Raw genomic sequence first — 26,927 nt, 5'->3', positions numbered from 1 at the left:
ATTGAGAATCTGAGTAAATACGGCGGAAAAGCGTAATTTGAACTACTCAAAATCCCAATCAGCTAATGCTTTACTAATCAGATTATTGGCGTGATCATCATATGCTTCATAGGTTTTGAGTAGTTCATAGGCTTTGGCTTTATCTACAGGAATCCCCCCTAATCCTTTGTAATAGATCTCGGCCATTTTATATTTTGCTAAAGCGTGATGCCGGCCCTCTTTTACCGATGTTTGTGCAAAATATTCGAGGGCTTTGGGGATATCTTGAGTAATACCGGCTTCTTCAAGATAGAGAATATCGCCGGCTTGATGGGCGCAGTTACTATCATTGAGCTTCGCACCTAAATCGAAATAGAAGAGCGCCTTATGGATATCTTGAGGAACCTTGTTATCCGCTTTGCGGTAGAGATTACCAAGGCGATTGTAGGCAAAAGCCACCCCTTTTGCGCCGGCTTCTTCATAATAAGCAATAGCTTTATCAATATTGGGTAAGACAATTTCGCCATTGATATAAGCATCACCGAGCGCCACCAAAGCCCGATCATTCCCCTCGGCAATACTCTGTTCTAGTTGACGTAGCTTGGGCAGATAATCGCGATAGGCAAAAGAGGCTTGTAGCGCTTGCCCTTTTAAGATTGCATCAAGTGCCTTGTCTGTAGGAAGAATCGCTTGTAACTGAGCAATCTGATCGGTGAAATCAAAGGCAACGCTATAGAGTAGCGCCGAATAATAATCCTGTATTTGTGAGAAATAATTGACTAAATAACTACCGGCAGCAAGAGATTGATAATGGGCTAGCTGTGTTAATGTCTCTAGGCCAAAATTTAGCGCTGCTTGATTATGGGAGAAGCCCTCTTTCCCTTCAATTGCATTGACGCCAATAGGGTAGAAGCGTTCGAAGAGGCTTTCAAAATCAAAGGCGATATCAAAAGAGATTAATTCATTAGCGTGTTCAAATGATAGGGGCAGGCTCTTTTGAAAATGAGCAATGGCTTTGACTTCATTTGCCGTAGATGAATGATCCCCTTTAAGTGAAAGTAGCCCAAGGTAAAACTCGAGATCGCTATCTTCTACATTACTCTTCTCTGCATTAGTCAAATATTGTGAGACTAATTGTTGAAGCTCGGCAAAAGAGATCGTATTTTGACCGAGTACTGCGCGTTGGATCAATTGTATAATGACCTGATCTCTATATTCTTGCTCGATCAATTGCGGGATCAGATTGAGTACGGCCTCATCTCTGCCCTGATACAGAGAATATTGCACAAGATATTTCTGCGTGATGGGCTGTGTAATAGATGATAAAGTTTTGACAATTTCAGCATCAATATCTTCAATATCGGGTGCATATTGATATTTCGTGAGTGTATCTACATAAAGCGTTGCGGCATCAGGATTACCAGCTTTAATCGCGGTTCGAAGTAATGAAATTGCTTGCGCGTAATAATCTTGGAATGCCGGATAATATAGTAGTCGTTCCGCTAAGGTCACATTAGCATCGATGCTACCTGCTCTGATTAGGGCTTTTAGTTCATTATTTCCCTCAAGATAGGAGCGGTTTTGCAACGTATACTCTTTAAAATAGTGGTGCTGCGCTTCAATATCGCCTTGTTCAGCGGCTTGTAGCGCTTCCCACTGTTTTAAAACGCGATCCCCGGCATAGTAATTATTGTGACGACTTATTTGAAACCAATGCGCAGCCAATGCGAGATCTGTATCTGCAAAAAGATAACCTAATTCTGCAGCTGAAGCGCCATCGCCCAGCATTGCTGCTTGTTCATAATAGGTTTGCATAGAGGAGGGATTGATCGGTGTCCCTTTTCCTTTATCGTAGGCGGTTGCCAACGATTTTAAATGGTGAATTTGAGCCTTTTGGTCGAGTAGGTTAAAGCGATCGGGATCATTGACTATGGCTAAGTTTTGTTGAAATTGGGTGATTTCATCGAGGAAATGTTGCGCATTTGGATAGTGGGTTACATTGGCTTTTAGCCACTGTGTGATCTCTATTTCAGTGAGTGGCGATTGGGGATACTGTGTATAGAGTTGATAGAGCTTCTCATCGACTTCCGGTGCTTGTTCTTCACCTGCGCTAAGATAGAGTGATTTGGCTTTTTGCAGATCTTCAGGTCTACCGGATTTGAGTAATCGATCGGCTTGATAGATTATTGCAGCAGTATCGCCCTTTTGTATTGCTGACTCTAGGAGTGCTGTCGCTTTAGTCTCTTCTTGCTGAGCTTCATAGATTTCCGCTAGGGAGATAATGGCTTCGCTATCATTAGCTTGAACGCCTTTCTCTAGAGCGGCGAGTAGCGCTAAACCCTCTTCATTTTGAGTTCGAACCCAAGCATCCTCATCTATCTCTGAGGCTTGTAAAATGGCTTTTGCCGCTTGGAAATCCTGCATTTTGTGGTAATCATCGATCAGATCCCGTTGATAAGCTTCTCTGTTATCCGTTGCTACCGCAATGAGTTGTTTCTCTAATTTGATCCGTTCTTGGCGCGTGTTATCTTCAAAAAAGGAATATTGCGATAACTTCTCACGAATCGCCGGCTCATAATTGTCGGCAACGAGCTTATCGAGCATTTCGTTGGCTTTTTCAGGTTCAATCGATTTAAGAATCTTGGCATAATTGAGTTGTTGCTGTGGGATTTTTGCCTGATCCCCGGCCTCGATTAAGGTAAAAGCCTCGATACTTTCAGGGAGAGATTGGCGCTGATAGATATCATATAGCCACATTTGGACATTCGTGAGGTCAGGGTGTGCAAATAGAGCCGTATGAATGTCGGCATCCTCTTTAAGCATTAGAGAATGGGTGAGGTAAAGCGACCCTTCATTTTGTGACTCTAGTGAATCTTGTGATAGAAGCAGCAACCCAAGCGGTTTTTCGGCTCTACTTCCTGCATTACGATAGAACTCAATTGCTTTATCTAAGTTAATCGCTGTGCCTATTCCATAGTGATATATTTCGGCTAATTCAAACGCAATTTTAGGGACATCTTCATAGCGAGCAGAAAGTTGCAACAGAATTTGTAAGGCAGCGATCGCATTAGCATCATTTTCAAGATCTGCTTGTGGCTGACCGGAGGGTGCAGTATCGGAGAGTGCGGTATCGGAGAGTCTATTATCAGATAGTTTGTTGGAAGCGATAGCGATCTTTTTCAGTAAACGAGCTTTTAAAAATAAGGTGTCGTCATAATCCTCATCTTCAGGGTCTTGCAAGGCTTGATCATAATATTGAAGTGCTTCTGTAAAATTTTGCTTTTCACCCTCTAATTCATAGAAATAGGCCGCCGCTCGTGCTGTTTGTGGTAGAAGTGGTGCAATTTGTAACAGTGTCTGAATGTAATATTCATAGAGATTATAGTTTTGTGTGAGAAGATCATTATCTTGCCATAAACGAATTATCTTGAAATAGGCTTCAGGATTAGATGGATTAAGAGTAATCGAACGCTTGGCCCATTCTAATGCTTTCGGTAGATCTTCTTTGATATTGTAATCATACCCATATTCTATGCCGGCATAGAGATTGATTAATTTGGTGAGTGATGGAAAATCACCTAATGTGGCCGCTTTAATAAGATAATCTTGCGCTTTTGCAAAATCTTCAGGAATCTCTTCGGCATAATATAGATCTCTTGCATAAAATTTCGCTAAAAGTCCAAGGCTCACTGGATCATTCTGCTCGGCAGCGGTCAAAAGATAGGGAATGACCCGTTGTAAGCCCTCGGGATTATAACGATTATGATCGATTAAAGATTGCATTCCGCGGAAATCACCTAATTGTATGGCTTTTTCAAACCACTCATTAGCTTTGTCATCGTCTTTTTTGCCCGTAAAGACCCCATTTTGGAAAATTTGAGCTAGACGATAGCTGGCTTCACCACTCTGATCCGCTGCTTTTCTTAATGTTGTGAGAATATGGGTGATTTTTTCAGGACCTAAGGATTGAAAGATCGGTGCTGGGCTACTTAATAATTCAGACTGATACTCTAACATTTGAAAAAAGAGATCTTCCGGTGAAGGTGACTCAATATCTGCAATCAGAGAGGGATCAAGTCCGATCTGTTTGCTGATATCGGCACTATAAAACTCCGTCAAAGGCATTGCCGCAATTTGATAACCTTGATGATAGAGCGCTACAAGGTCGTTGATACTTTGTGTGATATCTTCGGTTGTGAAGAGTGAATAAGCAATCTCTTCAGGTTCATTAATAAAAGTACCTAAGGTCAAAAATCCCAATAAAAGTTGGTGTTTATCAGAGGGATCGATCGCATAGAGCTCTTTGACCCGCGCAATCACCTCGGGCAATGTTAACATTCTCTGATAGCGCGATTCTAACTGATCGGGATGGGTTAGCTCAATTAGAAAGGCATCGGCATATTGAAGCGATTTCGCGCGATCGAGGGCGGCTTTAAAGTCTGTATAATCTCCCTTAAATGTACCATTTAGATAGTAGAGGGCAAGATTATAAGCCGCTGGCGCACTTCCTTGGTTCATTGCGGTGATTAACCACGATTGGCCGGCCTCGGGGTCGGCTGTACCTAATTCCCCTGTTAATAACATCATCCCGACAATATAAGCGGCATTGGAATCGCCGGCATTCGCCGATTGTAGAAACTCTTGATAACTGGTTTCTAGCCGGTTATCAAGATAAGCATCAAGCCCTTTATTGATATCCGCAAAGGTCAGCGAGGCATTAGTGAAGATCAAGGATAAGGTCAGGGCAAGAGCGTTTTTTTTCATTGGAGAGAACCTATAAGAGAGATTTGAACGATGAAGATGGGGGAAGTTCAATTTAATATGTATTTAATAGTTGTTATTAAAAAGCATCTTGATTAAAAATCAATATCTTACCAAATTAAAATGAGGGTTAATTGATATAATGCAGAAACTAATCTGTAGAAACTCATCTTTCAGAAAACATATTCAGATATGTAGATATATAGTGAAATCGGTAGTGAGATCGGTTCAAAATAAGCTTATTAAAATGCCGGCGCATCAGTTGTAAGAAGTGCGAAAGCTGTTCTATCCTGCATCTTGCAACTGTTGGGGAGTCAGGTTTTATGTTTTTTATATTAGGGAAAAGACCTGATCCTAATGGCTTATTTCGCTAAAATCCCTTTTGCAGCACAAACTGCTGAAGCCCAAGCCCATTGGAAGTTATAACCGCCGAGCCAACCGACCACATCGACCACTTCCCCGATACAGTAGAGATTTGGGCAGTATTGGCTCTCCATTGTTTTGGCATTGAGCTCTTTGGTATTGATACCGCCTCGTGTGGCTTCTGCAGTTTTATAACCATCGGTGCCACAAGGGGTAATGGTCCACTGATTAAGGCTCGTTGCGAGTGCTTGTAATATTTTATTGGGAATCTCAGGGAGGGGTGTCGTTTGATGCTCTGCAAATTCAGGGCGATTGAGCCAAAATTGAATAAGGCGTTTGGGCATTGCCGGAATGAGTTCGGTCAGTGCCCGTTCAAGCTGATATTTGACACTTGTTTTGAGGGCAATTAGTGCCGATTCTAAATCGACTTCAGGGGAGAAGTTGAGCGTAATAGTTTGACCGGGTTGCCAATAACTGGAGATCTGTAAAATAGCAGGTCCCGATAAGCCTTTATGGCGAAAGAGCAGGTCTTCTTGGAATGTGATCGTTTTTTTACCTTTTTGATCTTTTGCGGTTGAGACACTGACAGGCAATGAAATGCCGGCAAGGGCTACAAAATGATCCTGCTCCCAAAAATCAAAATGAAGTGGCACTAATGCCGGACGTGGTGGAATAATAGTATGACCAAAGGATTGGGCGATCTCATAACCAAAATCTGTTGCCCCAATTTTCGGAATGGCTAAGCCACCGGTAGCGATAATGAGATGATCAGCGGTAAAAAATCCCTCTGTTGTCTCGACTCTAAAACGTGGGCTGTGTGGGTTGTCAAGGTGCTCGCTATGAGGTGTTCCATTCTCTGTTGTGATGCTGTGAATGGCGTGAACTTTGCAAGGATAGCGCAGATCTACATTCCCTTTACGGCACTCATTGAGGAGCATTGCTACAATATCTTTAGAAGATGCCTTTTGTTCACGATCACAAAAGAGCTGTCCTCGATGTTTTTCGGTATAAGGAATCTGATATTGTTCGACTAAGGCGATAAAATCTTGCGCGGTAAAATTCGATAAGGCATAACGCACAAATTTAGGATTTTCTGAAACATAGTAATTTGAGGCATCAAAACCATCGATATGGGTATTGGTAAAGTTACAAAATCCCCCGCCGGCGATGCGAATCTTTTCCCCAATTTTAGGCGCTGCATCGAGCAGCAGCACAGAATGACCTGCTTGCCCTAAGCGACTCGCCGCCATTAAACCTGCGGCCCCTGCGCCAATAATGATTGTTTGAAAGTGATGCCCCGTTGTCATAATTATTCCAGTGACCTATAAGGTCGGTTTTATCTCAGTTCTATCTCAACGTTATCCGAATTTTATTCGAATTCTATTTTAACGCTATTTCAAGGTTGTTGAAACGAGGGGCATTATAACCTATAGGGGAATAACAATATTGTAAATCTCGGTGAGAAGCCACTATCAAATGAACGATAGAATCGGTGCTAGGAATCCGTAGATTGAGGGATATGGGATAAGTGGATTGTAAATTTCCGATCTGTCAGTAGTGAGGTTTGCTACACTGATTTCGATGCCCCATAGGGCAATCAAGGGTAGAACGATCAGGGATAGATTTATCAGTGATCACAATAACGATAAATAAAAACAGATAATTAAAAAGATAAGAGTCGAATCAAAAGGAGATAGGATGTCAGGGGAGATTATTGCCATATTAATATTGGTCGCTGTGGTTGCAGGCTTTATCGATGCGATCGCCGGCGGTGGCGGATTGATTACATTGCCGGCATTACTGCTGTCGGGGCTTACGCCGGTACAAGCGCTAGCCACGAATAAATTACAATCCTCAGCGGGTTCTTTTTCGGCGACAGTGGCCTTTTTTCGTAAGGGATTGATTAAATGGCATTTCTCAAAATGGGTCTTCTTTATGGCTTTTGCCGGTGGGACGATTGGTGCGCTATTAGCCACTAAATTACCGGCGACCTTTTTACAGGTGATTGTCCCGATTCTTCTACTCTGCGTTGCGATCTACTTTCTGCTTTCTCCCTCATTAGATGGGAAAGAGAAGCGAGCGAAGATCTCACGTACGCTATTTCTTCTCACTTTTGTCCCCTTGATCGGCTTTTATGATGGAATCTTCGGCCCGGGCACAGGCTCATTCTTTATGGTGGCATTTGTGCTGATGCTTGGCAGCACGCTTATCAATGCCATTGCCGAAACTAAATTGGCCAATTTTGCCTCTAACATTGGCTCACTCTTTATCTTTGCTTTTTCCGGTGAGATGCAGATTCTGCTCGGTTTATTAATGGCTTGCGGTGCTTTTATCGGCGCACAACTCGGCGCGCGTTTTGCTGTGAAATATGGTGGGCGCGTGATTCGGCCGTTACTGATCGTGATGAGTGTCGCAATGGCACTTAAATTACTCTTAGAACCGACCAATCCACTTTCACAATGGTTATTGCAGTTTTTCTGATTGGGCGTTTATTTATCTTAGGAAGGCATCCTGAGTAGGAGTTTTAGGGATAGCTATTCTGTATATAATATTTGATACTTATAAAAAACATGATAAATAACATTAAGTTAAATGATTAATTGAAAATAAATTTATCAAGCAAATCGTTTTTCAATTAAAATTTATTAATTTATCTTATTTATATAACTTATTAAAAGAGTATTAAGAATGTTATTAAAAAGCAGAATTGCCATGGCTCTATTGGCTACTATTTATTGTGTGCCCTCCGTTGCTGCCGAAATTTGGAATGAGCCTGATCCTATTCCTTCTGGACAGGGAAATTTAGAGATTATGGGGGGATTAACGATCAGAGCTGATGTAGAAGGTCAAGATCGTATTCCGCTTTATGGTATCTCTGTTTCATCATTTAATGCTCGAGATTATTATCGAGTAATACCTAATATAGAGAATGGTCAGACGGGTATTACGATCAATTTATCTGCTGCGATAGGAACAATCACAGGGGTCAATGTAAAGGGTTTATATGGTCCTGCTAGTGTTGATTTAGGGAGTGGTTCTACTATTCTGGTGACAAGCAAAGACGAGGGGCCAACGGAGATATATGGAATAAGATTGGCTCAGCAAGGAAATGTTCAAGGGGATAATCTTACTATTAATCTGACAGGAGGGCGCAGGACAAATGTTATTACTGGTATTTCTATTTCAGGTGTCAATGATCAGTCAAGCGTAACTCTAGGAGGAGAATGGAATAAGATTGTTATCGAGGGAAATTCGGGAGATGCAATATATCTAATAGGGCAAAGAGGAAGTACAGCTGAATTAAATGCGAATAATCTTACGATTGAAACTAAAGGATCGGGATCAAATCATGGTTTTAATGTTCAGAATAACTCTGTTGTCAATCTGACTGGTACAACGACGATTGCATCGGAGAGTACCGCCATTTGGACTGTAGGAAATAGCTTAAGCTATGGTCAATCTGCTGGTAAGGTATTCGCAGAGCAAGTGAAGATTACGACCACAGCTTCAACGGGTAATCCCAATATAGATAGTGAACGTGCAGGATTATTGGCAAGCGGGAAAGGGCAGATTAAAGTAGGGGCAGGAAGTGCTATTACCACGGCAAATATGCCCGGCGTGTATGCTATAGAAACTAACTCATTAATTCATTATAAAGGGACTCAAGAGCAGCGTAATACTATCACGGTAAGTGGTCAGACAGGTGCCACAGCAGCTAAACAAGGGAAGATCGTCCTAGAAAATGTAGATGTGATCGCTAAAGCTGAGAATTATGATGTAGTCGGCATTCGTGCAGTGGCTGGAATATTAGAGGCTGCGAATATCAATGTAAGCGTTGAGGATGGATTCAATAAGAAATATCAATCAGTCGCAGCTGTTCGTTCAAGAAATGGGATGATTGAGCTTACAGGCGATAATGTGATTGATGCTTCACGCGCCAAGAATCGGGTTGCATTATTAGCGGATTATGGCGGAGCGATCACTGTAGATGATCAAGCGATGATTACTGGTCATATTCATATTGGTAAGGGTTCTGGCTCCTCGATCCGATTAGATTTAGCGAATGGTTCAGTACTCACAGGTAATACTCATATAGAAGAGAATGGCACCATTAATATGAGGTTCAATGAGGGGAGCCGTTGGATTATGACAGAGGATAAGTCTAGTTTAACATCGGTGACTTTGAAGAGAGGCAGCGCTCTCTATTTACAATCGCCTGAGAACTTTAATAATAACAATACTTTTAAGCCTGTGGAGAGAACAATTACAGGTAACTTTATCGGTGGGGGAACGCTCTACTTTAATACGGTATTAGGGGATGATAATAGTGCAACTGATCGTTTGACCATTAAAGGGGATGTAGAAGGAAAAAGTCTGATTGTGGTGAATAATGTCGGAGGGCAAGGTGCAGAGACGATAGAGGGAATTAGATTGATTACCGTTGAGGGTAAGGTTGCTAAAAAAGATGAGGCTTTTCAGCAATCAGGGCGTATAGGTGCGGGCGCTTATGAATATGAACTGATCTCTAAGGATAATCAATGGTATCTCTCAAGTGCGTTTTGTGGCGATGATTGCCCCGTCGATTTACCACAACCTGAAACTCCCGAAAAACCAAACCCCGAAACACCGGAAGGATCAAACCCCGAGACACCGGAAGGATCAAACCCCGAGACACCAGAAGGATCGAACCCCGAGACACCAGAAGGATCGAACCCCGAGACACCGGAAGGATCAAACCCCGAGACACCGGAAGGATCAAATCCCGAGACACCGGAAGGATCAAATCCCGAGACACCAGAAGGATCAAACCCCGAGACACCAGAAGGATCGAACCCCGAGACACCAGAAGGATCGAACCCCGAGACACCGGAAGGATCAAACCCCGAGACACCAGAAGGATCAAATCCAGAAACACCAGAAGGATCTAGTCCCCCTGTTATGCCGCCGAGCCCAGAAAAAAATAGATTACGAGCAGAAGCTGGAAGCTATCTTCATAATCAGATGCTGGCGAATAATCTTTTTGTGATGAATTTAGCAGACCGAGAGATGGGGGAATTTGCCTATTTAGAAGGTTCGAATGAGCAGAATAATCTACATCAACTGTGGATTCGAATGGCGGGCGGGCATTTAAAGTTCAGGGATCAGAGTCAGCAATTAACCACGACTAGTGATTATTATGCCTTACAATTCGGTGGGCTACTTCAAGAGTGGGTGAATGATCGTAAAAATCATTATCGACTTGGTTTGATGGGTTCTATCGGAAATGCTTATGGTACAACTAATGGAAAATATCATACAAAAGGCGGGGTGAATCGTTCACAATCCCACCTAACAGGACAATCGATAGGGATCTATTTTACCTATTATGCTGATGAAGAGAGTCGACAAGGTGCGTATCTTGATACATGGGTACAACATAACTGGTTCCAAAATAGCGTAGAGCCTGATGGAAAGCCCACTGAGAAATATAACTCTCGAGGTTTTACGGCATCTCTTGAATCAGGGTTTTCACTGCGATTAAATGAGTTAACGGAAGCATTTCCTTATCAATGGTATATGCAACCCCATATTCAATTGACCTATATGGGTGTGAGAATGAAAGGGCACCGTGAAGTGAATGGTACTTATGTAAGATCAGCTAATGATGATAATGCCCAGGTAAAATTAGGTGTTCGATTTGCTTTGAGTCCTTATGCGACAGCACAACCTTATGACATTAAGGGATTCGCTGATCTTAGTTGGATCAGCAATAGTAAAGATTTTGGTGTCAGCCTCGATCAAACGGTAGTGGAATCAAAAGGTGCTAAAAATATTGGAGAGCTGAAGGTTGGTGTCGAAGGAACGGTCAATAATAATATTAATCTTTGGGGGAACATTGCGGTGTTAAAAGGTGGTAATAAATATCGTGATACCCGAGTTGTATTAGGGCTTAAATACTTTTTTAAGTATGATTAATCAATATCGCTTATTTTAAATTCTCTAGGTAGTGCTTAGATCCTTTTAAGATCTAAGCATTTTTATTTTCATTTTCATTTTTATTTAATATCAACATACGACACTAACAGGACTATAACAGCGGAATATCTGCGATTAAAGTATTATCCTACTAATACAATATTTCATAAAATCACATTCGATAGCTTGCATTTTAAATAAAATCAAGGTAATGATAAAAGGGTACAGAGGATTGATTTTCTCAATATCTTTTCGCTGAACGTCAACAATATATTCTATTTTGCCATATCACCCTAACACTCTAATTCATAATAAATAAAGGGAATTGGCAGGTAGGCATTTATTCATTATATAGGAGGAATTATGACGGATCGCTTCATAGGATCAAGGCTTATTGCGCCTTTTAAACGGGCACTATCAGCAGTAGCAATTATCGGTGCATTAACCGTTACAGGTGCGCAAGCGGCGACTTTAGTCTACTGTTCAGAAGCTTCGCCCGAGACATTTAATCCGCAGCTCTCATCTACCGGTACGACTTTTGATGCAAGTGGTATTCCACTTTATAACCGCTTAACAGAATTTAAACTGGGGACTACGGAATTTGAACCGAGTTTAGCAGAATCGTGGGATGTGAGTGAAGATGGGAAAGAGTTTACCTTTCATCTTCGTAAAGGGGTGAAATTCCATAGTAATAAGAGTTTTAAACCCTCTCGTGACTTTAATGCCGATGATGTGGTCTTTACCTTTGAACGGCAGATGAATCCAGATCATCCTTACCATAATGTATCGAGCCGACAATTTGAATATTTTGAAGCGATGGGTTTCCCGGATCTGATCGATTCGGTGGAAAAGATCGATGATTATACGGTTAAAATCAATCTCACTCGTCCTGAATCGCCATTTTTAGCGAACTTAGCGATGGCTTTTGCCTCTATTTTATCAGCAGAATATGGCGAGCAATTATTGGCACAAGGGAAACCTGAAGAGATTGATCTTAAACCGATCGGCACCGGTCCTTTCCAATTTAGAACCTATGAGCAAGATTCTCGGATTCTTTATACCAAGTTTAAAGATTACTTTGGTGAGCCGGCGAAGCTCGATCGTTTGATCTTCTCCATTACCCCTGATGCAGCGGTGCGTTATGCGAAGCTACAAAAAGGGGAGTGTCAGGTAATGCCTTATCCCAATCTTGCGGACCTTGAGCGGATGCGCCAAGATGAAGCGATTGATGTGAAAGAGCTAACGGGGCTGAATATCGGTTATATGGCCTTTAATATGGATAAACCGCCTTTAGATAAGTTAGAGGTGCGTCAAGCGCTCAGTATGGCAGTGAATAAGGGCGATATTATCGAGGCGATCTTCCAAGGTAATGCCGAAGAAGCGAAAAACTTCATTCCGCCAACAATGTGGGGCTATAACGATCAGATCGAAAATGATACGTACGATATCGAGGGTGCAAAAGCGCTCTTAGAGAAAGCAGGTCTTCCGGATGGCTTTGAGTTAACCCTTTGGGCAATGCCAGTGCAACGGCCTTATAACCCTAATGCTCGGCGGATGGCCGAGATGATTCAGGCGGATTGGGCGAAAATTGGGGTGAAAGCGAATATCGTGACTTATGAATGGGGCGAGTATCTGACCCGTATTCGTAATGGTGAGCACGACGCGGTCTTAATGGGCTGGACGGGCGATAATGGGGATCCTGATAACTTCTTCTCATTTCTTTTAAGCTGTGATGCGGTGAAATCGGGTTCGAACTATTCACATTGGTGTAATCCTGAGTTTGATGCGCTCTTAACAGAAGCTCGTTCAACCACAGATCACGACCGTCGTGTAGAGCTCTATCTACAAGCGCAAGAGATCTTAAAAGCAGATCAACCGGTACTCAATATTGCGCACTCAACTGTCTATATGCCTGTGCGTAAAGAGGTGGTGAATTACATTATCGATCCTCTTGGTACGCATAACTTTAATCAAGTAGATGTTGAAGATTAAGGTTAAAGATTAAGGCATTAGGCCATTCGTAGCCTTATCGGTTACGGGGTAGTCATAATGTAGTGTAGTGTCATCAAAAGGAGCGCCGGGGAATCTGGCGCTTCTTGTTGTTCGCTTACCCGGTTTGATCTTTTTCTATTTTTCTCAATATATTCCCAATATATTCAATAGGGTAATGCTCTTATGGTTCAATTCTTTTTTCGACGTTTAGGGATGATTATTCCTACCTTTATTGGAATTACACTCTTAACGTTTCTCTTTATTCATCTTATTCCTGGCGATCCGATCTTAATTCTCGCCGGTGAGCGCGGGATTACCCCCGAGAAATATGCCGAGCTTCGGGCGCAATTTGGCTATGATCAGCCTTTTATTGTGCAATATTGGGATTATCTCAAGGGCGTATTACAAGGGGATTTGGGCAATTCCTTGGTTACACAACGACCGGTTTGGAGCGAGTTTTTGCCGAGATTTAAGGCGACATTAGAGCTTGGAATCTGTGCGATGATCTTTGCGGTGGTTGTGGGTGTTCCTACAGGGGTGATTGCGGCAGTAAAGCGTGGTTCGATCTTTGATCATACGGCGGTTGGGCTCTCCTTAACCGGTTATTCGATGCCGATCTTCTGGTGGGGAATGATGCTCATTATGTTGGTATCGGTTAATCTCGATTTAACGCCGGTATCAGGACGCATTAGCGATATGGTCTTCTTAGATGATAGCGAACCGCTCACCGGATTTATGCTGATCGATACCTATTTTTATGGGGAAGAGGGCGATTTTTGGGATGCACTGCATCACTTGATTCTACCGGCCATTGTTTTAGGCACGATTCCCTTAGCGGTGATTGTTCGAATGACCCGCTCTTCAATGTTAGAAGTGTTGAGTGAAGATTATATTCTAACTGCTAGAGCAAAAGGTTTAGGGCGAGCACGCATTATTTTAATTCACGCTTTAAGAAATGCCTTAATTCCGGTGATTACGGTAATTGGCTTACAAGTGGGAACGATGTTAGGGGGCGCAATCTTAACGGAGACGATCTTCTCTTGGCCGGGGGTAGGTCGTTGGCTTATTGAGGCGCTACAACGGCGGGATTATCCCGTTGTACAAAGTGGCGTACTTTTAGTAGCCTCACTGATTATTATCGTCAACTTTTTAGTGGATCTGCTCTATGGTTTTGTAGATCCCCGTATTCGACATAAATAGGAGCGACAGATGACACATCATAATCGAGACTTAAATGTCCTATTAGAAGATGGGGAGATGCGGTTAGAGGAGAATCGACCGGTAGATCCTGAGCTTCTACTCTTAAAAGCACCGCAAGGTGCGTTTGCCCAATTTTGGCGCTATTTTAGTAAAAATCGGGGTGCCGTTGCAGGTTTGATCTTTATTCTATTCATTATTATCGTTGCACTTGCTGCACAATGGATTGCACCCCATTCGCCGGCAGAACAATTTCGAGGACATCTCTTAATGCCTCCGGTTTGGATGGAGGGCGGTTCGTGGCAATTTATCCTCGGCACCGATGATGTAGGTCGGGATATCTTAAGTCGGCTGATTTATGGCGCGCGTCTATCGCTACTGGTGGGCGTTGTTGTGGTGATTGTTTCTTTAATTTTAGGGATAACCCTTGGGCTATTAGCGGGCTATTTTGGCGGTATTTTAGAGACCATTATTATGCGCGTTGTGGATATTATGCTCGCGCTCCCTAGTCTTCTGCTTGCGTTAGTGTTAGTGGCGATCTTCGGACCCTCTATTGTCAATGCTTCTATTGCGCTCGCCTTTGTGGCGCTTCCTCACTATGTACGCTTAACCCGGGCAACGGTGATGAGCGAGATGGAGAAAGATTATGTGGTTGCCTCAAAAGTAGCCGGTGCGCGCCATACTCGGCAGATGTTTATCAATATTTTGCCCAACTGTTTAGCGCCCTTAATTGTGCAAGCAACATTAGGGTTTTCCAATGCGATTTTAGATATGGCTGCATTAGGATTTCTTGGGATGGGCGCACAACCGCCGACACCGGAGTGGGGCACGATGCTCTCAGATGTCTTGCAATATACTCAATCTGCTTGGTGGGTTGTGGCATTTCCGGGCATTGCGATTTTATTAACGGTATTAGCATTTAACCTGATGGGCGATGGTCTGCGGGATGCGCTTGATCCGAAGTTAAAGGTTTAAGGGGGAGAGAATGACACTATTAAGCGTAGACCAACTGACAGTGGAGTTTGGTGAAAAAGGGGATCGTTTCCGCGCGGTAGATCAGATCAGCTACTCTGTTGATGCCGGTGAAGTGGTCGGTATTGTTGGGGAATCTGGCTCGGGTAAATCGGTGAGCTCTTTAGCGATTATGGGCTTGATTGATTTCCCGGGAACGGTGACGGCAGAAGCACTTCGTTTCAATGATATTGATTTGCAGACCTTATCTCACAAAGCGCGCCGGAAGATTTTAGGGGCGGATGTGGCGATGATTTTCCAAGATCCGATGACGGCATTGAACCCTGCATTTACGGTGGGTTATCAGATTATGGAGACCTTAAAGGTGCATCAAGGCGGCAGTCGCCGAACACGTAAAGCGCGGGCGATTGAGTTGCTCACAGAAGTCGGCATTCCCGACGCCAAGAATCGACTGTCGCTCTACCCACATCAATTATCCGGAGGGATGAGTCAGCGGGTGATGATTGCAATGGCGATCGCTTGCCGGCCGAAATTACTCATTGCTGATGAGCCCACAACAGCGCTTGATGTCACGATTCAAGGACAGATTATGAATCTGTTATTGAAATTACAACAAGAGCAGAATATGGCACTGCTGCTGATTACCCACGATTTAGCGTTAGTGGCGGAAGCGGCGGATAAAATTGTCGTGATGTATGCCGGACAAGTGGTGGAAATTGCGAAAGCGGATGCGATTTTTACACACCCGCTACATCCTTATACTGAAGCCTTGTTGAAATCATTACCGGAATTTTCACAGGGGAAATCCCGTTTAGAATCGTTGCCAGGTGTGGTGCCGGGGAAATATGATCGCCCAAGTGGTTGTCTACTCAATCCTCGCTGCCCTTATTGTCAGCCTCGCTGTGTGGCAGAAGAACCTGCTTTAGTGGCGGTAGAGGATCATTGGGTGAAATGCCATTTTCCATTAATCACAGAAAGAGAGATGCCGGTTCAAAAAGATGATACGGCAAAGGGTGAGGAGGTGAATTATGTATAGAGAACATCAAGCAGATGCCACATTACAGATGGTAGGCGAAGCGCCAAAAACCATTGTAACCGAACCCTTAGAAGCGGCGACAGAAGCGGCGACAGATTCAGTAGAAAAGCCTAAAGCAGAGCGCAACGATACTCAAGCCTTGTTAGTGGCAGAGAATTTAACGAAATATTACACCGTTAATCGTGGGCTCTTTCGGGGAAAGGGGAGCGTAAAAGCACTCAATGGGATCTCATTTACCTTAGAAAAAGGACGAACATTAGCGGTTGTAGGAGAATCCGGCTGTGGTAAATCCACTTTGGCAAAAGTCTTAACGATGATCGAAACGCCAACCGGTGGCGCGCTTTTATATAAAGGGGAATCATTATTGGCGCGATCGGCTGAGGTGGAGTCGATTCGCCGGCAGAAGATTCAGATTATTTTCCAAAATCCATATGGTTCACTCAATCCTCGCAAGAAGATTGGTAAAATTCTTGAAGAGCCCTTATTGATTAATACCGATCTCTCGGCGGATGAGCGTAAAGCGAGAGTCTTAGCGATGATGGAAAAGGTGGGACTTCGTACCGAATTTTATGATCGCTATCCCCATATGTTCTCAGGGGGGCAGCGGCAAAGGATCGCCATTGCTCGAGGGTTAATGCTCAATCCTGATATCGTTATTGCCGATGAGCCAGTCTCAGCGCTCGATGTCTCGGTGCAAGCGCAGGTTCTTAATCTCATGATGGATCTACAGGAGGAGCTTGGGCTTTCGTATCTCTTTATCTCGCACGACTTATCGGTGGTGGAACATATTGCCGATGATGTGATGGTAATGTATCTCGGCAAGGCGGTGGAAAAAGCGAGTAATGAAGCGATTTTTGCTCATCCGATGCATCCTTATACTCAAGCGCTCTTATCAGCGACACCGCGCTTAAATAGCGAGAATAAACGGGAGAAAATTACATTACAAGGGGAGTTACCAAGTCCATTGAACCCGCCAGAGGGCTGCGCTTTTAATACCCGTTGCCCATTTGTGATGACAAAATGCCGGCAAGCGCAACCGGCATTGAAGCCGTATCTTGATCCCAATGGAGAGTCTCACGAAGTAGCGTGTTTTAAGCTAGATGATCTCTCTGAAGCGTAAGCAAATTAGCGCAATCAATGAGAATGATTGAATGAGGATTATTGAATCAGTTCGATCACTTCAATGTTGTAGTGTGACTGTACACGATAGTAATATCGGTTCAAAAGACGCTTATTAAAATGCCGGCGCATCGGCTGATTTAGGCAAGGAAGCTGTTCTATCCGGCATCTTGCAAGTATTGGTGAGTCAGGTTTTATCTTCTTTTAAAACCTCACAATAGCTGTTTAACAGCCATTTTTCTTAAATCAAATTTACTATATTTTATAAAACAAAAAGAAAAGGTGTCACAGCGGACAGTTGTGACACCTTAATACTGTTATCTAGTCAAAGGTATGGAGACATGAAAAGATAACGTGATAAAAGAAATTATAATCTTAATTTGATGTCGACATTATAGACCGAAAGAGGCGTGATTTTAAGGATAAACTAATCTTTTTTGTAGATTTTTTGTAGTATGTTTTTGAAAATGCGCATTCTTATGAGGTTAACGATCTCTTACCAAAAATCGCTTTTTGACAAAAAAGGGTAAGTTTTTCCAAAATAATTTAGAAAATTACACTAATTCATTGAAATAGTATGTAAATAGCTTACAAAAAAGCTATTTATTCGTAATGATATCGATACAAAAAGGGGATGAAATTAATCCCCAAATAAGCAAATCATGCCTATTTGAGGATTGTGCTGTCACGACAGGGTTGATCGTAAATGATGAATTATAAAATGCTACTGATCATGAAAGATATTTTTCAAGAAGTTTTGCGCGCGAGTGCTCGGCGTACCATTGAAGAAAGCCTCTTTAGAGAGATCGTCATAGATCTCACCGCTATCGATAAAGATCACCCGATCGGCCACGCGTTTGGCAAAACCCATTTCATGAGTCACGCACATCATCGTCATCCCCTCTTGTGCGAGTTCTGTCATCACATTTAAGACTTCGTGCACCATTTCAGGATCTAATGCCGAGGTAGGTTCATCAAAGAGCATTACTTTCGGGTCCATCGCTAAAGCGCGGGCAATGGCCACCCGTTGCTGTTGGCCGCCTGAGAGTTGCGTGGGGTATTTACCAAGATGGGCTTTTAAACCTACTCGATCTAATAGCGCAAGGGCTTTACTGTGCGCTTCCTCTTTAGAGCGTTTAAGTACCTTCATTTGCGCGAGCATCAGATTTTGCTCAATGGTCATATTAGGGAAGAGCTCAAAGTGTTGAAACACCATCCCTACTTCTGCGCGCACTTGATTGATATTGACCTTAGGATCCGCTAAAGAGTGACCATTGATAATGATATCCCCTTGCTGAAAAGGCTCAAGCCCATTAGCGCACTGAATTAAGGTGGATTTCCCTGAACCGGAGGGACCGCAGACCACAACCACTTCTTTTTCGGCAATTTGAGTTGAGCAGTTTTTCAAGACCTGAAATTGACCATAAAATTTACTGACATTTTGATAAGTGATCATGCGATTTGTCTCCTTTTTTGCAAATACTGCACAAGACGGGAAAGGGTGAAACAGATAATAAAGTAGGTAAAACCGGCAAAGAGAATCATCTCCATTTTGGCATTATTGTTGTAGCCGATAATATCCGTTGTTCTAAAGAAGTCATTCAGGCTCATAATGTACACCAGCGAAGTATCTTGAAAGAGGATAATTGCTTGCGTCAAAAGAAGCGGGACCATATTGCGAAGCGCTTGCGGTAGAATCACATAGTAGATGGCTTGTGCCCGATTCATTCCTAAGGCGAGGGAAGCACTCATCTGCTGTTTGCGTACGCTTTTAAAGCCGGCCCGAATAATTTCAGAATAGTAAGCCGCTTCAAAGAGAGAAAAGGCGATAATGGCCCACATTAAGCGCACGCTACTGCTATTGCCTAAGCCCAAATATTGCTGAACTGTCGGACCAATGGCGAGATAGAACCACATTAACACCATAATGAGCGGGATTGAGCGAAAGAGATTGACATAAGCGGTGGCTAAAAAAGCGATCGGGCGCGGTGCATAGAGCCGAAGAACTGCAAGAACAATTCCCCAAACCATTCCGACTAAAATCGCGATGATTGTGATCTGTAAACTCACCCCTAAACCTTGGAGTAGAAAATCGCTATTTTCCTGAAGAATATGCCATAGACTGCCAAAAGAGAAATTTCCCATATTAAGCCCCCTTAGCCGTAGGTAGTGCAGTCCAACGTTCAATCATTTTCATAATAAACATTAAGGCCACATTAATGATGATATAAGCGATGGTCACGAGGATAAAAGATTCATAGGCTTTAGCCGTATAATCATTAATTTGTGCCGCTTGTCGAGTAAGCTCCGCAAGACCAATTGTTTGTAGCACCGAAGAGTTTTTGAAGATGTTAAGGAGCTCAGAAGTCATCGGAGGCAGGATAATTCGTAATGCTTGCGGTAAGATGACATAACGATAGGCTTGCAATGTAGTCATCCCGGTAGCAAGGGCCGCACGTAGTTGACCTTTTGCGAGGGACTCGATACTTGAGCGCACCTGTTCAGCGACTCGCGCAGAGGTAAAGAGCCCAAGGCAGAGAATCCCGGCAGTCATAATTTGGACAATGGGATCTTGCATTTTGATCCATTGACTAAAGGGTTCCGGCATCAAATTCGGCCAGACGTAATACCAGAAGAAGAGTTGGACGATAAGCGGCACATTACGCAGACATTCCACATAGGTTGCGCCGAGAAAACGGAGGGTTTTACTAGGAAGTGTGCGCATTGTGCCGACAATAATGCCGAGGATGAGGGCGACAATCCAGCTACTACTTGCGGAGATGATCGTCCATTTTGCACCTTCTAGTAACCAATCAAGATAGGTTTCATTCATAACCGCTTCTTGAGAGAGCATTGAAAAATCTAAACCAAACATAGAAAACCTTTTTTATTGCTGACACAATTTGCTTACATAACAAAAGGGTTGTTGAATCAGATAGATAAGTCAGGATATATGCGCCAAGTAGATATACAGGATAGCTATACAGGTAGGGATACAAGATAGACACAAACTAACTACTGAGAGCATCTCAGTGATTCTCTCAGTAGCCTGTTTCTGTTATTTGTCATCGGCGCTATATTGAATCTGAGCGATTAACTGACCACTAAATAACCAGTAAATGACGACTGGTCATGATCGTGATCAGAGGCTTCTCTGATGACCAACATTCCCTATGATGATTGATTTACTCATAAGGTTGATCGGTAGGCGCGGCAAAAAGCGCTTTCATACTCTCTGAGAGTGGGAATTCAAGATTCACATTACTCGGTGGAATCGGCTGCGTAAACCAGCGATCATAGATTTTTTCTAGTTCGCCACTCGTCGCTAATTCAGCAATCACTTCATCAGCAAGGGCTTTAAATTGCGGATCATCTTTACGCATCATACAGGCATAAGCTTCTTGGCCTTGTGATTCCCCCGTTACAACCCAACGATCAGGTTGTGGGGACTTCGCTCGCTCGCCATAGAGTAGCGAATCATCCATGACAAAAGCCACACCACGATTATCGGCGAGCATCATAAACGCATCACCATGATCTTTCGCCGCTTGAATTCGAATATTAGCACCTTTTTCCGCATTCATATTGCGAAGCACTCGCTCAGAAGTGGTGCCTGCTGTGGTAATGACCACTTTATCTTTCAGATCATCAAAACTATGAATGCCCGATTTAGCATCGGTAATCATTCGAATATTGACGATAAAGATGGTATTTGTGAATCCTGCTTCTTGCGCCCTTGCGGTGTTATGGGTTGTGGAACCACACTCAAGGTCGATCGTGCCATTTTTCATTAAAGGAATACGATTTTGAGAGGTAATGGGCACTAGTTTTACATCGATTTTTTTCCCAAGCTTCTTCTCAATCCCTTCAACGATCTTGAGGCTGACTTCGTGGGAATAACCGATCACATTTTGTTGATTATCATAGTATGAATAAGGAATTGATGACTCTCGGTGTCCTAAAGTGATTGAACCTGAATCATTCACTTTTTTGAGAGTGCCGGTGAGTTCTTCGCCATTTGAGAGCGCAGGGAAAACGAGCAGGCTGCTAAGCGCAAGCCCAAGAAGGGTCTTTTTCATTGTATCTATCCTCTGATGGTTTACGGCTCCATTGTGTGAAACCGCGATTTTTAATATTTTGTTGTTATTGTGGTAATCGATCTTATGAGATTGAGATTACAGGCTGCTGCTTTATGGGGTAACACTACAGAATGTATTGCTACTCTTTTGAGTTGTATTATTGTTAGACAGCCTTACTTAGATATAAACTAGCTATATTTAAAAAGCAATGAAATAGAATAATTATTTTTTTAAATCAAAAACCTATTGTTAGTTTAAAATCCGTTAAAATGGGGTAAAAGTAATGCGTGTATGCGAAATAATACAGGGTAAAATAACCCTCAATTGAATGTTGCAATACGGATAGGATAGAGATCATGAAGAAAAAATTAATCGTGTTAGGTAGTAGTAATGTGGATTACATCTTAAAAGTGCCTCATTTTTTAGCGCCTGGAGAAACTCTTGCCGGCGATCATTACCAAGTAGCATTAGGGGGCAAAGGTGCCAATCAAGCGGTAGCGGCAGGCCGAGCAGGTGCGAACATTCACTTTATCTCTGCTGTCGGAGATGATGAAATGGGGACGGCTGCCATTGCCCAATTTGCCAACGATCAGATTCAAACTGAATTTATTAAAGCGATCCCTAATGAAAAAACCGGCGTTGCTATGATTTTTGTGAATCAAGAGGGGGAGAATATGATCGGCATTTATGCCGGCGCCAATGCCCATGTGAATGTGGATTTTATTACCCCATTAATGCCTCAAATTACCGAGAGTGATGCACTCTTAATGCAGCTAGAGACCCCGATTGAAGCGCTTGAGTTAGCCGCGCAGAAAGCCAAGGAAAAAGGGGTATTAACGGTACTCAATCCTGCACCTGCAAAAATGCTTTCAGATCAATTTTTAGCCAATATTGATCTGATTACGCCGAATGAAACCGAAGCTAAAATTTTGACGGGAATCGACGTCATTGATGATGCGAGTGCCGATAATGCGGCTCGTATTTTGCATCAAAAAGGGATTGAAACTGTCATCATTACTTTAGGAAAACGGGGCGCTTGGGTGAGTCGCAACGATCGAGATGCGCAGAGTATTACAGGGGAATTAGTGCCGGGATTTAAGGTGAAAGCGATTGATACTATTGCAGCCGGCGATACCTTTAATGGTGTGTTAGTAACTGCACTTTTAGAGGGCGAAACGCTCGAAAAAGCAGTGGTGATGGGGCATGCCGCAGCGGCTTTAGCTGTGATGAAAGAGGGGGCACAACCCGCTATTCCTTGGCGTACGGAGATTGATACTTTTCTGAAAGAGATGAGTAAAAATTAATCAGATTTCAGATAACGTATTTGCATCAAGCATTCTTCATCCTGAAAGTTTCATTAAGAAGTTTTTATCAATAGAATAGCTTTATGAAGAAAATATCAGTACTACGATTGGCGAGCATTTTTAATGGAAGATTGTGAGTAAAATGACGATCTTTTTTAATCGTTTCTCTCTTATTTGTGAAATATTTTTTAAAAAAAATCTACAAAGGTAATCTTAGGATTATCAATAGCTAGAGAGAATTTTCCTGATTAGAAATGGATAACCCTTTACAAAAATGTTTGCTTTTTGCAAAAGGCTGTGATTATTATAACGAACGCAAACGAAATGCGTACTTTATCAAGAGTGGTGGAGGGACAGGCCCTGTGAAACCCGGCAACCTGGATACGAAAAAGGTATCTAAGGTGCTAACTCCTACAGTAGAACCGCAAGGATTTACTGAGAGATAAAAGCGATTGGATTCTAACCAACACTGCTTGATAAGACAAAAGTGTTGGTTTTTTTATGCCTGCTCAATTGTCAAAGACTCAAATCTCATAAGGTCAATCAAGACGAGACCAAGGGAGAGTTTGAGGGAAATGAATGATGATGAATGATGATTTTATAGAGAATTTGTCATAGAGAACTCGTCATAGAGAACACGTCACAGAGAACATTTCCCAAATATTTTAAGAAGTTATTGTAATTATTTTCAATTGATAAGCACTCAAAAAAGGAGACAATCATGGCTGTAGCACACATTTTAGGATTCCCTCGTATTGGCGCGAAACGTGAATTAAAATTTGCATTAGAGAAGTATTGGCGCGGGGATATTTCCCAAGAGGCCCTATTAGACGTGGCTCGAACGGTTGAGGAAACTGCTTGGCAAGCACAACAAGGACTCGATCTATTAACCGTTGGCGATTTTACTTTCTATGATCATATTTTAGATACTTCAAGTCTTTTAGGGGTTATCCCTTCGAGATTTAATCATCCTCAAGGGGAAGAAGTAAGCCTTGATACCTATTTTCGAGTAGCGCGGGGTAGGGCGCCCACCGGCGAAGATGCGCCTGCCTCAGAGATGACAAAGTGGTTTGATACCAACTATCACTATATCGTACCGGAAATCAGCAAGAACCAAGCCTTTACCCTCTCTTCTCAAAAACTCTTTGATACCGTAAAACGGGCGACAGCGTATGTGGCGCGAAATGCCAAAGACAACAATGAACCTCAGGCGGTCAAAGCGGTATTAGTGGGTCCTTTAACGTGGCTTAAATTGAGTGCCATTAAAGGAGAGACTTTCTCTAAACTTACTTTAGTACCGGCCTTAATCGAGGCTTATCGTACAATTTTAGTGAAACTTGCCGAGAGTGGAGCGGATTGGATTCAGATCGATGAGCCGATTTTAGCCTTAGATCTCTCTGAGGAGTGGCGAGCGGCATTTACTACCGTTTATGAAGCTTTAGCAGCGGTGAGTGATCGCTTGATTCTCACAACCTATTTTGATGAGATTGGCGATAATCTTAATACGGTCAAAACATTGCCGGTCGCGGGTTTACATATTGATGCGGTACGAGGGGATCTTGATTCGGTAGCATCTGCCTGGCCGAATGATAAAATTTTGTCAGTGGGATTGGTGGATGGTCGTAATATTTGGGCGAATGATTTAGCGAAAAGCTTAACGATTTTAGAGCCCCTTGCAAAACAGTGGGGCGATCAATTATGGGTGGGTTCCTCTTCCTCCCTTCTGCATGTGCCAGTGGATCTCAATGCCGAGGAGAAGCTCGATGCGGAAATTCGCAGTTGGCTTGCATTTGGTATTCAGAAAATTGCCGAAATTGAAGTCTTAACTCAAGGGTTAAATCAAGGGCGAGAAGCGGTGAGTGATGCTCTAGCGAAAGCAAGTGCGATTCAAGTTTCACGTGAAACTTCTACTCGGATTCACAATAGTGCCGTCGCCAAACGAATTGCCGACATTCGCCCAGAAGATGCTAAGCGCAACGATCCTTTTACGGTGCGTGCAGCGCTACAAGCGGCTAAATTCCAATTGCCGCTCTTCCCAACAACGACAATTGGTTCATTCCCGCAAACAGGGGATATCCGCCAAACTCGATTACAGTACCGTTTAGGAGGGATTAGTGAGGCAGAATATAAAACAGCTATTCAAGCACAGATTCAATATGCTATTGAAGAGCAAGAGAAGCTAGGTTTAGATGTTTTAGTGCATGGTGAAGCTGAGCGGAATGACATGGTGGAGTATTTTGGTGAGAACTTAGATGGCTTTGCCTTTACCCAATTTGGTTGGGTACAGAGTTATGGTTCTCGCTGTGTTAAACCCCCGATTATTTATGGAGATGTTGCGCGTCCGAAAGCGATTACTGTTGAGTGGATTCAATATGCACAGAGCTTAACGAATCTTCCAGTAAAAGGAATGCTTACAGGTCCCGTTACCATTCTCTCCTGGTCATTCCCGCGGGATGATGAGTCTGATGAGACAACCGCTTATCAAATTGCTTTAGCCCTTCGTGATGAGGTACAAGATTTAGAAGCAGCCGGCGTTCATATTATTCAGATCGATGAGCCGGCGATTCGGGAGTTATTGCCACTTCGTAAAGCACGACAAGCCGCCTATCTTGAGTGGGCAGAGCGCGCCTTTAGATTGAGTAGTTCCGGCGTTGCGCCTACCACACAGATTCATACGCATATGTGCTATTCCAACTTTAATGAGATTATTCATTCGATTGCCAATCTCGATGCCGATGTGATTACGATTGAAACTTCCCGCTCTCACATGAAACTACTCGATGTTTTCAGGGAGTTCCAATATCCAAATGATATCGGTCCTGGGGTTTATGATATTCACTCCCCGCGTATTCCAACCACTCAAGAGATCGAAACTTTGATCGAACGGGCGACGGAATATCTACCGAAAGAGCGGATTTGGATCAATCCTGATTGCGGTCTTAAAACTCGGGGATGGGATGAGGTACGTGAAGCACTGAATCATCTTGTCGCTGCGACTAAATCGCTACGTCAAAAGTATCAAGCGCAGTAATATCATTGCCTTTATGGCCGTCATCATTCGTGACGACGAATCATTATATTGAATCAACCTCGTTGTGTGACTTATCCCTATCTATTGTTTATTACTAAACAGGATAGGGATTTTTTTGTCTATTCTGATTACAAGCGACAGGTCGGCATTTGGAACAGTCTATTTTGAACTGATCTTGCTTTTATTATCTCAAACTATTTTGCTTCTAAAGAGCGTAGCCATGCGATCTCATCTTTCCAAATTTCTGGCTCAATGGTTTCGAGAATTAATGGCATATTGCGAAAACGATCATCTTGCATAATATAGCGGAATGGTGTTTCTCCAATTTCCCCTTTTCCTAAACTATGATGCCGATCCACACGACTATCGAAAGCCCCTTTAGAGTCATTGAGATGGAGCGCCCGAAGATAATCAAATCCGACAACTTGATCAAATGTTTCAAAAGTTTGATCGCATCCCTCTTCAGTCCGAAGCTCATAGCCAGCCGCAAAGGCGTGGCAAGTATCGATACAAACACCCACACGACTCTTATCTTCTACATCTTCGATGATGCGCGCGAGATGTTCAAAATCAAAACCTAAGTTTGAACCTTGTCCTGCGGTATTTTCAATTACGGCGGTCACGCCTTTTGTTTGATCTAATACCATATTAATGGATTCTGCAATGGTGGCTAAGCAATCATTCACCGGCATCTTATTAAGATGGCTACCTGGATGGAAATTGATGAGTTCAATGCCGAGCTGTTCACAGCGTTGAAATTCATCTAACAGCGCATTACGAGATTTCGCTAATTGTTCAGGATCGTGGTGACCAGGATTAATCAGGTAACTCGCATGGGGCAGAATATGTTTCGGTGAGTATTGATAGACTTGTAAAAAGCGTTGATAGCTCTCAATATCAGCTTTTTTAAGAGGTGGTCCTTCCCAGCGACGATTATTCTTGGTGAAGAGGGCAAAAGCATTCGCGCCAATCTCATGGGCATTTTTTACACTATTTTGTACACCACCTGCGGCGCTCACATGCGCACCAATATAATATGTCATCATTGATCCCTTATTTTGTTCATTATTAGGATCTATTGTACTCAATTTGGCAAAAAAATCCTTTTTAAAGGATTGATCACGACTATTATAGTAAAT

General features: G+C 42.9%; 16 protein-coding genes and 1 riboswitch. Of the genes, 9 read left to right on the top strand and 7 right to left on the bottom strand.

Features of this window, described 5'->3' with window-relative positions; translation table 11 throughout:
• Positions 1 to 42: 42 nt before the first annotated feature.
• Positions 43 to 4,743 (bottom strand): SEL1-like repeat protein, encoded by a 4,701-nt coding sequence (locus DC083_RS09110; RefSeq protein WP_109189900.1) that lies wholly within the window; start codon positions 4,741 to 4,743, stop codon positions 43 to 45.
• Positions 4,744 to 5,102: 359 nt separating this feature from the next.
• A complete protein-coding gene (locus DC083_RS09105; protein ID WP_109189899.1) occupies positions 5,103 to 6,410 on the bottom strand; it encodes a BaiN/RdsA family NAD(P)/FAD-dependent oxidoreductase in 1,308 nt (435 codons plus the stop codon).
• A gap of 391 nt (positions 6,411 to 6,801) precedes the next feature.
• Here DC083_RS09105 and DC083_RS09100 point away from each other — a divergent pair, with 391 nt between their 5' ends.
• From DC083_RS09100 to DC083_RS09070, 7 genes are all read left to right on the top strand, one after another.
• Positions 6,802 to 7,584, top strand: coding sequence for a TSUP family transporter (locus DC083_RS09100; RefSeq protein ID WP_109189898.1), 783 nt, complete (start codon positions 6,802 to 6,804; stop codon positions 7,582 to 7,584).
• Between the two features lie 207 nt (positions 7,585 to 7,791).
• Positions 7,792 to 11,058: an autotransporter outer membrane beta-barrel domain-containing protein gene (locus DC083_RS10335; protein WP_109189897.1), complete on the top strand. Its 3,267-nt coding sequence runs from the start codon at positions 7,792 to 7,794 to the stop codon at positions 11,056 to 11,058.
• A gap of 363 nt (positions 11,059 to 11,421) precedes the next feature.
• Positions 11,422 to 13,050: an ABC transporter substrate-binding protein gene (locus DC083_RS09090; RefSeq protein WP_109189896.1), complete on the top strand. Its 1,629-nt coding sequence runs from the start codon at positions 11,422 to 11,424 to the stop codon at positions 13,048 to 13,050.
• A 183-nt stretch (positions 13,051 to 13,233) separates the two neighbouring features.
• Positions 13,234 to 14,250 carry a dipeptide ABC transporter permease DppB gene (gene dppB / locus DC083_RS09085; protein WP_109189895.1) on the top strand — a complete coding sequence of 339 codons (1,017 nt, stop codon included), beginning with the start codon at positions 13,234 to 13,236 and terminating at the stop codon, positions 14,248 to 14,250.
• Between the two features lie 57 nt (positions 14,251 to 14,307).
• Positions 14,308 to 15,222, top strand: coding sequence for a dipeptide ABC transporter permease DppC (dppC, locus tag DC083_RS09080; protein ID WP_109189982.1), 915 nt, complete (start codon positions 14,308 to 14,310; stop codon positions 15,220 to 15,222).
• A 10-nt stretch (positions 15,223 to 15,232) separates the two neighbouring features.
• On the top strand, positions 15,233 to 16,255 hold the full coding sequence (dppD, locus tag DC083_RS09075; protein WP_109189894.1) for a dipeptide ABC transporter ATP-binding protein: 1,023 nt from the start codon (positions 15,233 to 15,235) through the stop codon (positions 16,253 to 16,255).
• A complete protein-coding gene (locus DC083_RS09070) occupies positions 16,248 to 17,375 on the top strand; it encodes a peptide ABC transporter ATP-binding protein (protein ID WP_229822563.1) in 1,128 nt (375 codons plus the stop codon). The genes dppD and DC083_RS09070 overlap by 8 nt, the downstream gene beginning before the upstream one ends.
• A gap of 723 nt (positions 17,376 to 18,098) precedes the next feature.
• Here DC083_RS09070 and DC083_RS09065 read toward each other — a convergent pair.
• From DC083_RS09065 to DC083_RS09050, 4 genes are all read right to left on the bottom strand, one after another.
• Positions 18,099 to 18,830 (bottom strand): amino acid ABC transporter ATP-binding protein, encoded by a 732-nt coding sequence (locus DC083_RS09065; protein WP_109189893.1) that lies wholly within the window; start codon positions 18,828 to 18,830, stop codon positions 18,099 to 18,101.
• Complete coding sequence (locus DC083_RS09060) at positions 18,827 to 19,519, bottom strand: ABC transporter permease subunit (protein WP_109189892.1); 693 nt, start codon at positions 19,517 to 19,519, stop codon at positions 18,827 to 18,829. The genes DC083_RS09065 and DC083_RS09060 overlap by 4 nt, the downstream gene beginning before the upstream one ends.
• 1 nt (position 19,520) lies before the next feature.
• A complete protein-coding gene (locus tag DC083_RS09055) occupies positions 19,521 to 20,249 on the bottom strand; it encodes an amino acid ABC transporter permease (RefSeq protein ID WP_109189891.1) in 729 nt (242 codons plus the stop codon).
• Positions 20,250 to 20,559: 310 nt separating this feature from the next.
• Positions 20,560 to 21,453 (bottom strand): glutamate/aspartate ABC transporter substrate-binding protein, encoded by an 894-nt coding sequence (locus tag DC083_RS09050; RefSeq protein WP_109189890.1) that lies wholly within the window; start codon positions 21,451 to 21,453, stop codon positions 20,560 to 20,562.
• Positions 21,454 to 21,809: 356 nt separating this feature from the next.
• Between DC083_RS09050 and rbsK the strand changes: the two genes are divergently transcribed.
• Positions 21,810 to 22,757, top strand: coding sequence for a ribokinase (gene rbsK / locus DC083_RS09045; RefSeq protein WP_275667399.1), 948 nt, complete (start codon positions 21,810 to 21,812; stop codon positions 22,755 to 22,757).
• A 330-nt stretch (positions 22,758 to 23,087) separates the two neighbouring features.
• A riboswitch (SAM riboswitch) is annotated at positions 23,088 to 23,206 on the top strand.
• Between the two features lie 272 nt (positions 23,207 to 23,478).
• A complete protein-coding gene (metE, locus tag DC083_RS09040) occupies positions 23,479 to 25,788 on the top strand; it encodes a 5-methyltetrahydropteroyltriglutamate--homocysteine S-methyltransferase (RefSeq protein WP_189364609.1) in 2,310 nt (769 codons plus the stop codon).
• Between the two features lie 194 nt (positions 25,789 to 25,982).
• Here metE and nfo read toward each other — a convergent pair whose 3' ends face one another.
• Positions 25,983 to 26,831: a deoxyribonuclease IV gene (gene nfo / locus DC083_RS09035; RefSeq protein ID WP_109189887.1), complete on the bottom strand. Its 849-nt coding sequence runs from the start codon at positions 26,829 to 26,831 to the stop codon at positions 25,983 to 25,985.
• Positions 26,832 to 26,927 lie beyond the last annotated feature (96 nt).

It is taken from the genome of Ignatzschineria ureiclastica (assembly GCF_003121845.1).
Lineage (GTDB): Bacteria > Pseudomonadota > Gammaproteobacteria > Cardiobacteriales > Wohlfahrtiimonadaceae > Ignatzschineria > Ignatzschineria ureiclastica.
Note: the sequence above shows the minus strand (reverse complement) of the source record. Positions and strands in the feature narration are given on the sequence as shown.

Coding starts and splice junctions, on each gene's coding strand:
- dppC (WP_109189982.1), top strand. CDS start 14,308: ATGCGGTTAGAGGAGAATCGACCGGTAGATCCTGAGCTTCTACTCTTA.
- DC083_RS09110 (WP_109189900.1), bottom strand. CDS start 4,743: ATGAAAAAAAACGCTCTTGCCCTGACCTTATCCTTGATCTTCACTAAT.
- rbsK (WP_275667399.1), top strand. CDS start 21,810: ATGAAGAAAAAATTAATCGTGTTAGGTAGTAGTAATGTGGATTACATC.
- DC083_RS09060 (WP_109189892.1), bottom strand. CDS start 19,519: ATGGGAAATTTCTCTTTTGGCAGTCTATGGCATATTCTTCAGGAAAAT.
- DC083_RS09100 (WP_109189898.1), top strand. CDS start 6,802: ATGTCAGGGGAGATTATTGCCATATTAATATTGGTCGCTGTGGTTGCA.
- metE (WP_189364609.1), top strand. CDS start 23,479: ATGGCTGTAGCACACATTTTAGGATTCCCTCGTATTGGCGCGAAACGT.
- dppD (WP_109189894.1), top strand. CDS start 15,233: ATGACACTATTAAGCGTAGACCAACTGACAGTGGAGTTTGGTGAAAAA.
- DC083_RS10335 (WP_109189897.1), top strand. CDS start 7,792: ATGTTATTAAAAAGCAGAATTGCCATGGCTCTATTGGCTACTATTTAT.
- DC083_RS09050 (WP_109189890.1), bottom strand. CDS start 21,453: ATGAAAAAGACCCTTCTTGGGCTTGCGCTTAGCAGCCTGCTCGTTTTC.
- DC083_RS09070 (WP_229822563.1), top strand. CDS start 16,248: ATGTATAGAGAACATCAAGCAGATGCCACATTACAGATGGTAGGCGAA.
- nfo (WP_109189887.1), bottom strand. CDS start 26,831: ATGACATATTATATTGGTGCGCATGTGAGCGCCGCAGGTGGTGTACAA.
- DC083_RS09065 (WP_109189893.1), bottom strand. CDS start 18,830: ATGATCACTTATCAAAATGTCAGTAAATTTTATGGTCAATTTCAGGTC.
- DC083_RS09055 (WP_109189891.1), bottom strand. CDS start 20,249: ATGTTTGGTTTAGATTTTTCAATGCTCTCTCAAGAAGCGGTTATGAAT.
- dppB (WP_109189895.1), top strand. CDS start 13,234: ATGGTTCAATTCTTTTTTCGACGTTTAGGGATGATTATTCCTACCTTT.
- DC083_RS09090 (WP_109189896.1), top strand. CDS start 11,422: ATGACGGATCGCTTCATAGGATCAAGGCTTATTGCGCCTTTTAAACGG.
- DC083_RS09105 (WP_109189899.1), bottom strand. CDS start 6,410: ATGACAACGGGGCATCACTTTCAAACAATCATTATTGGCGCAGGGGCC.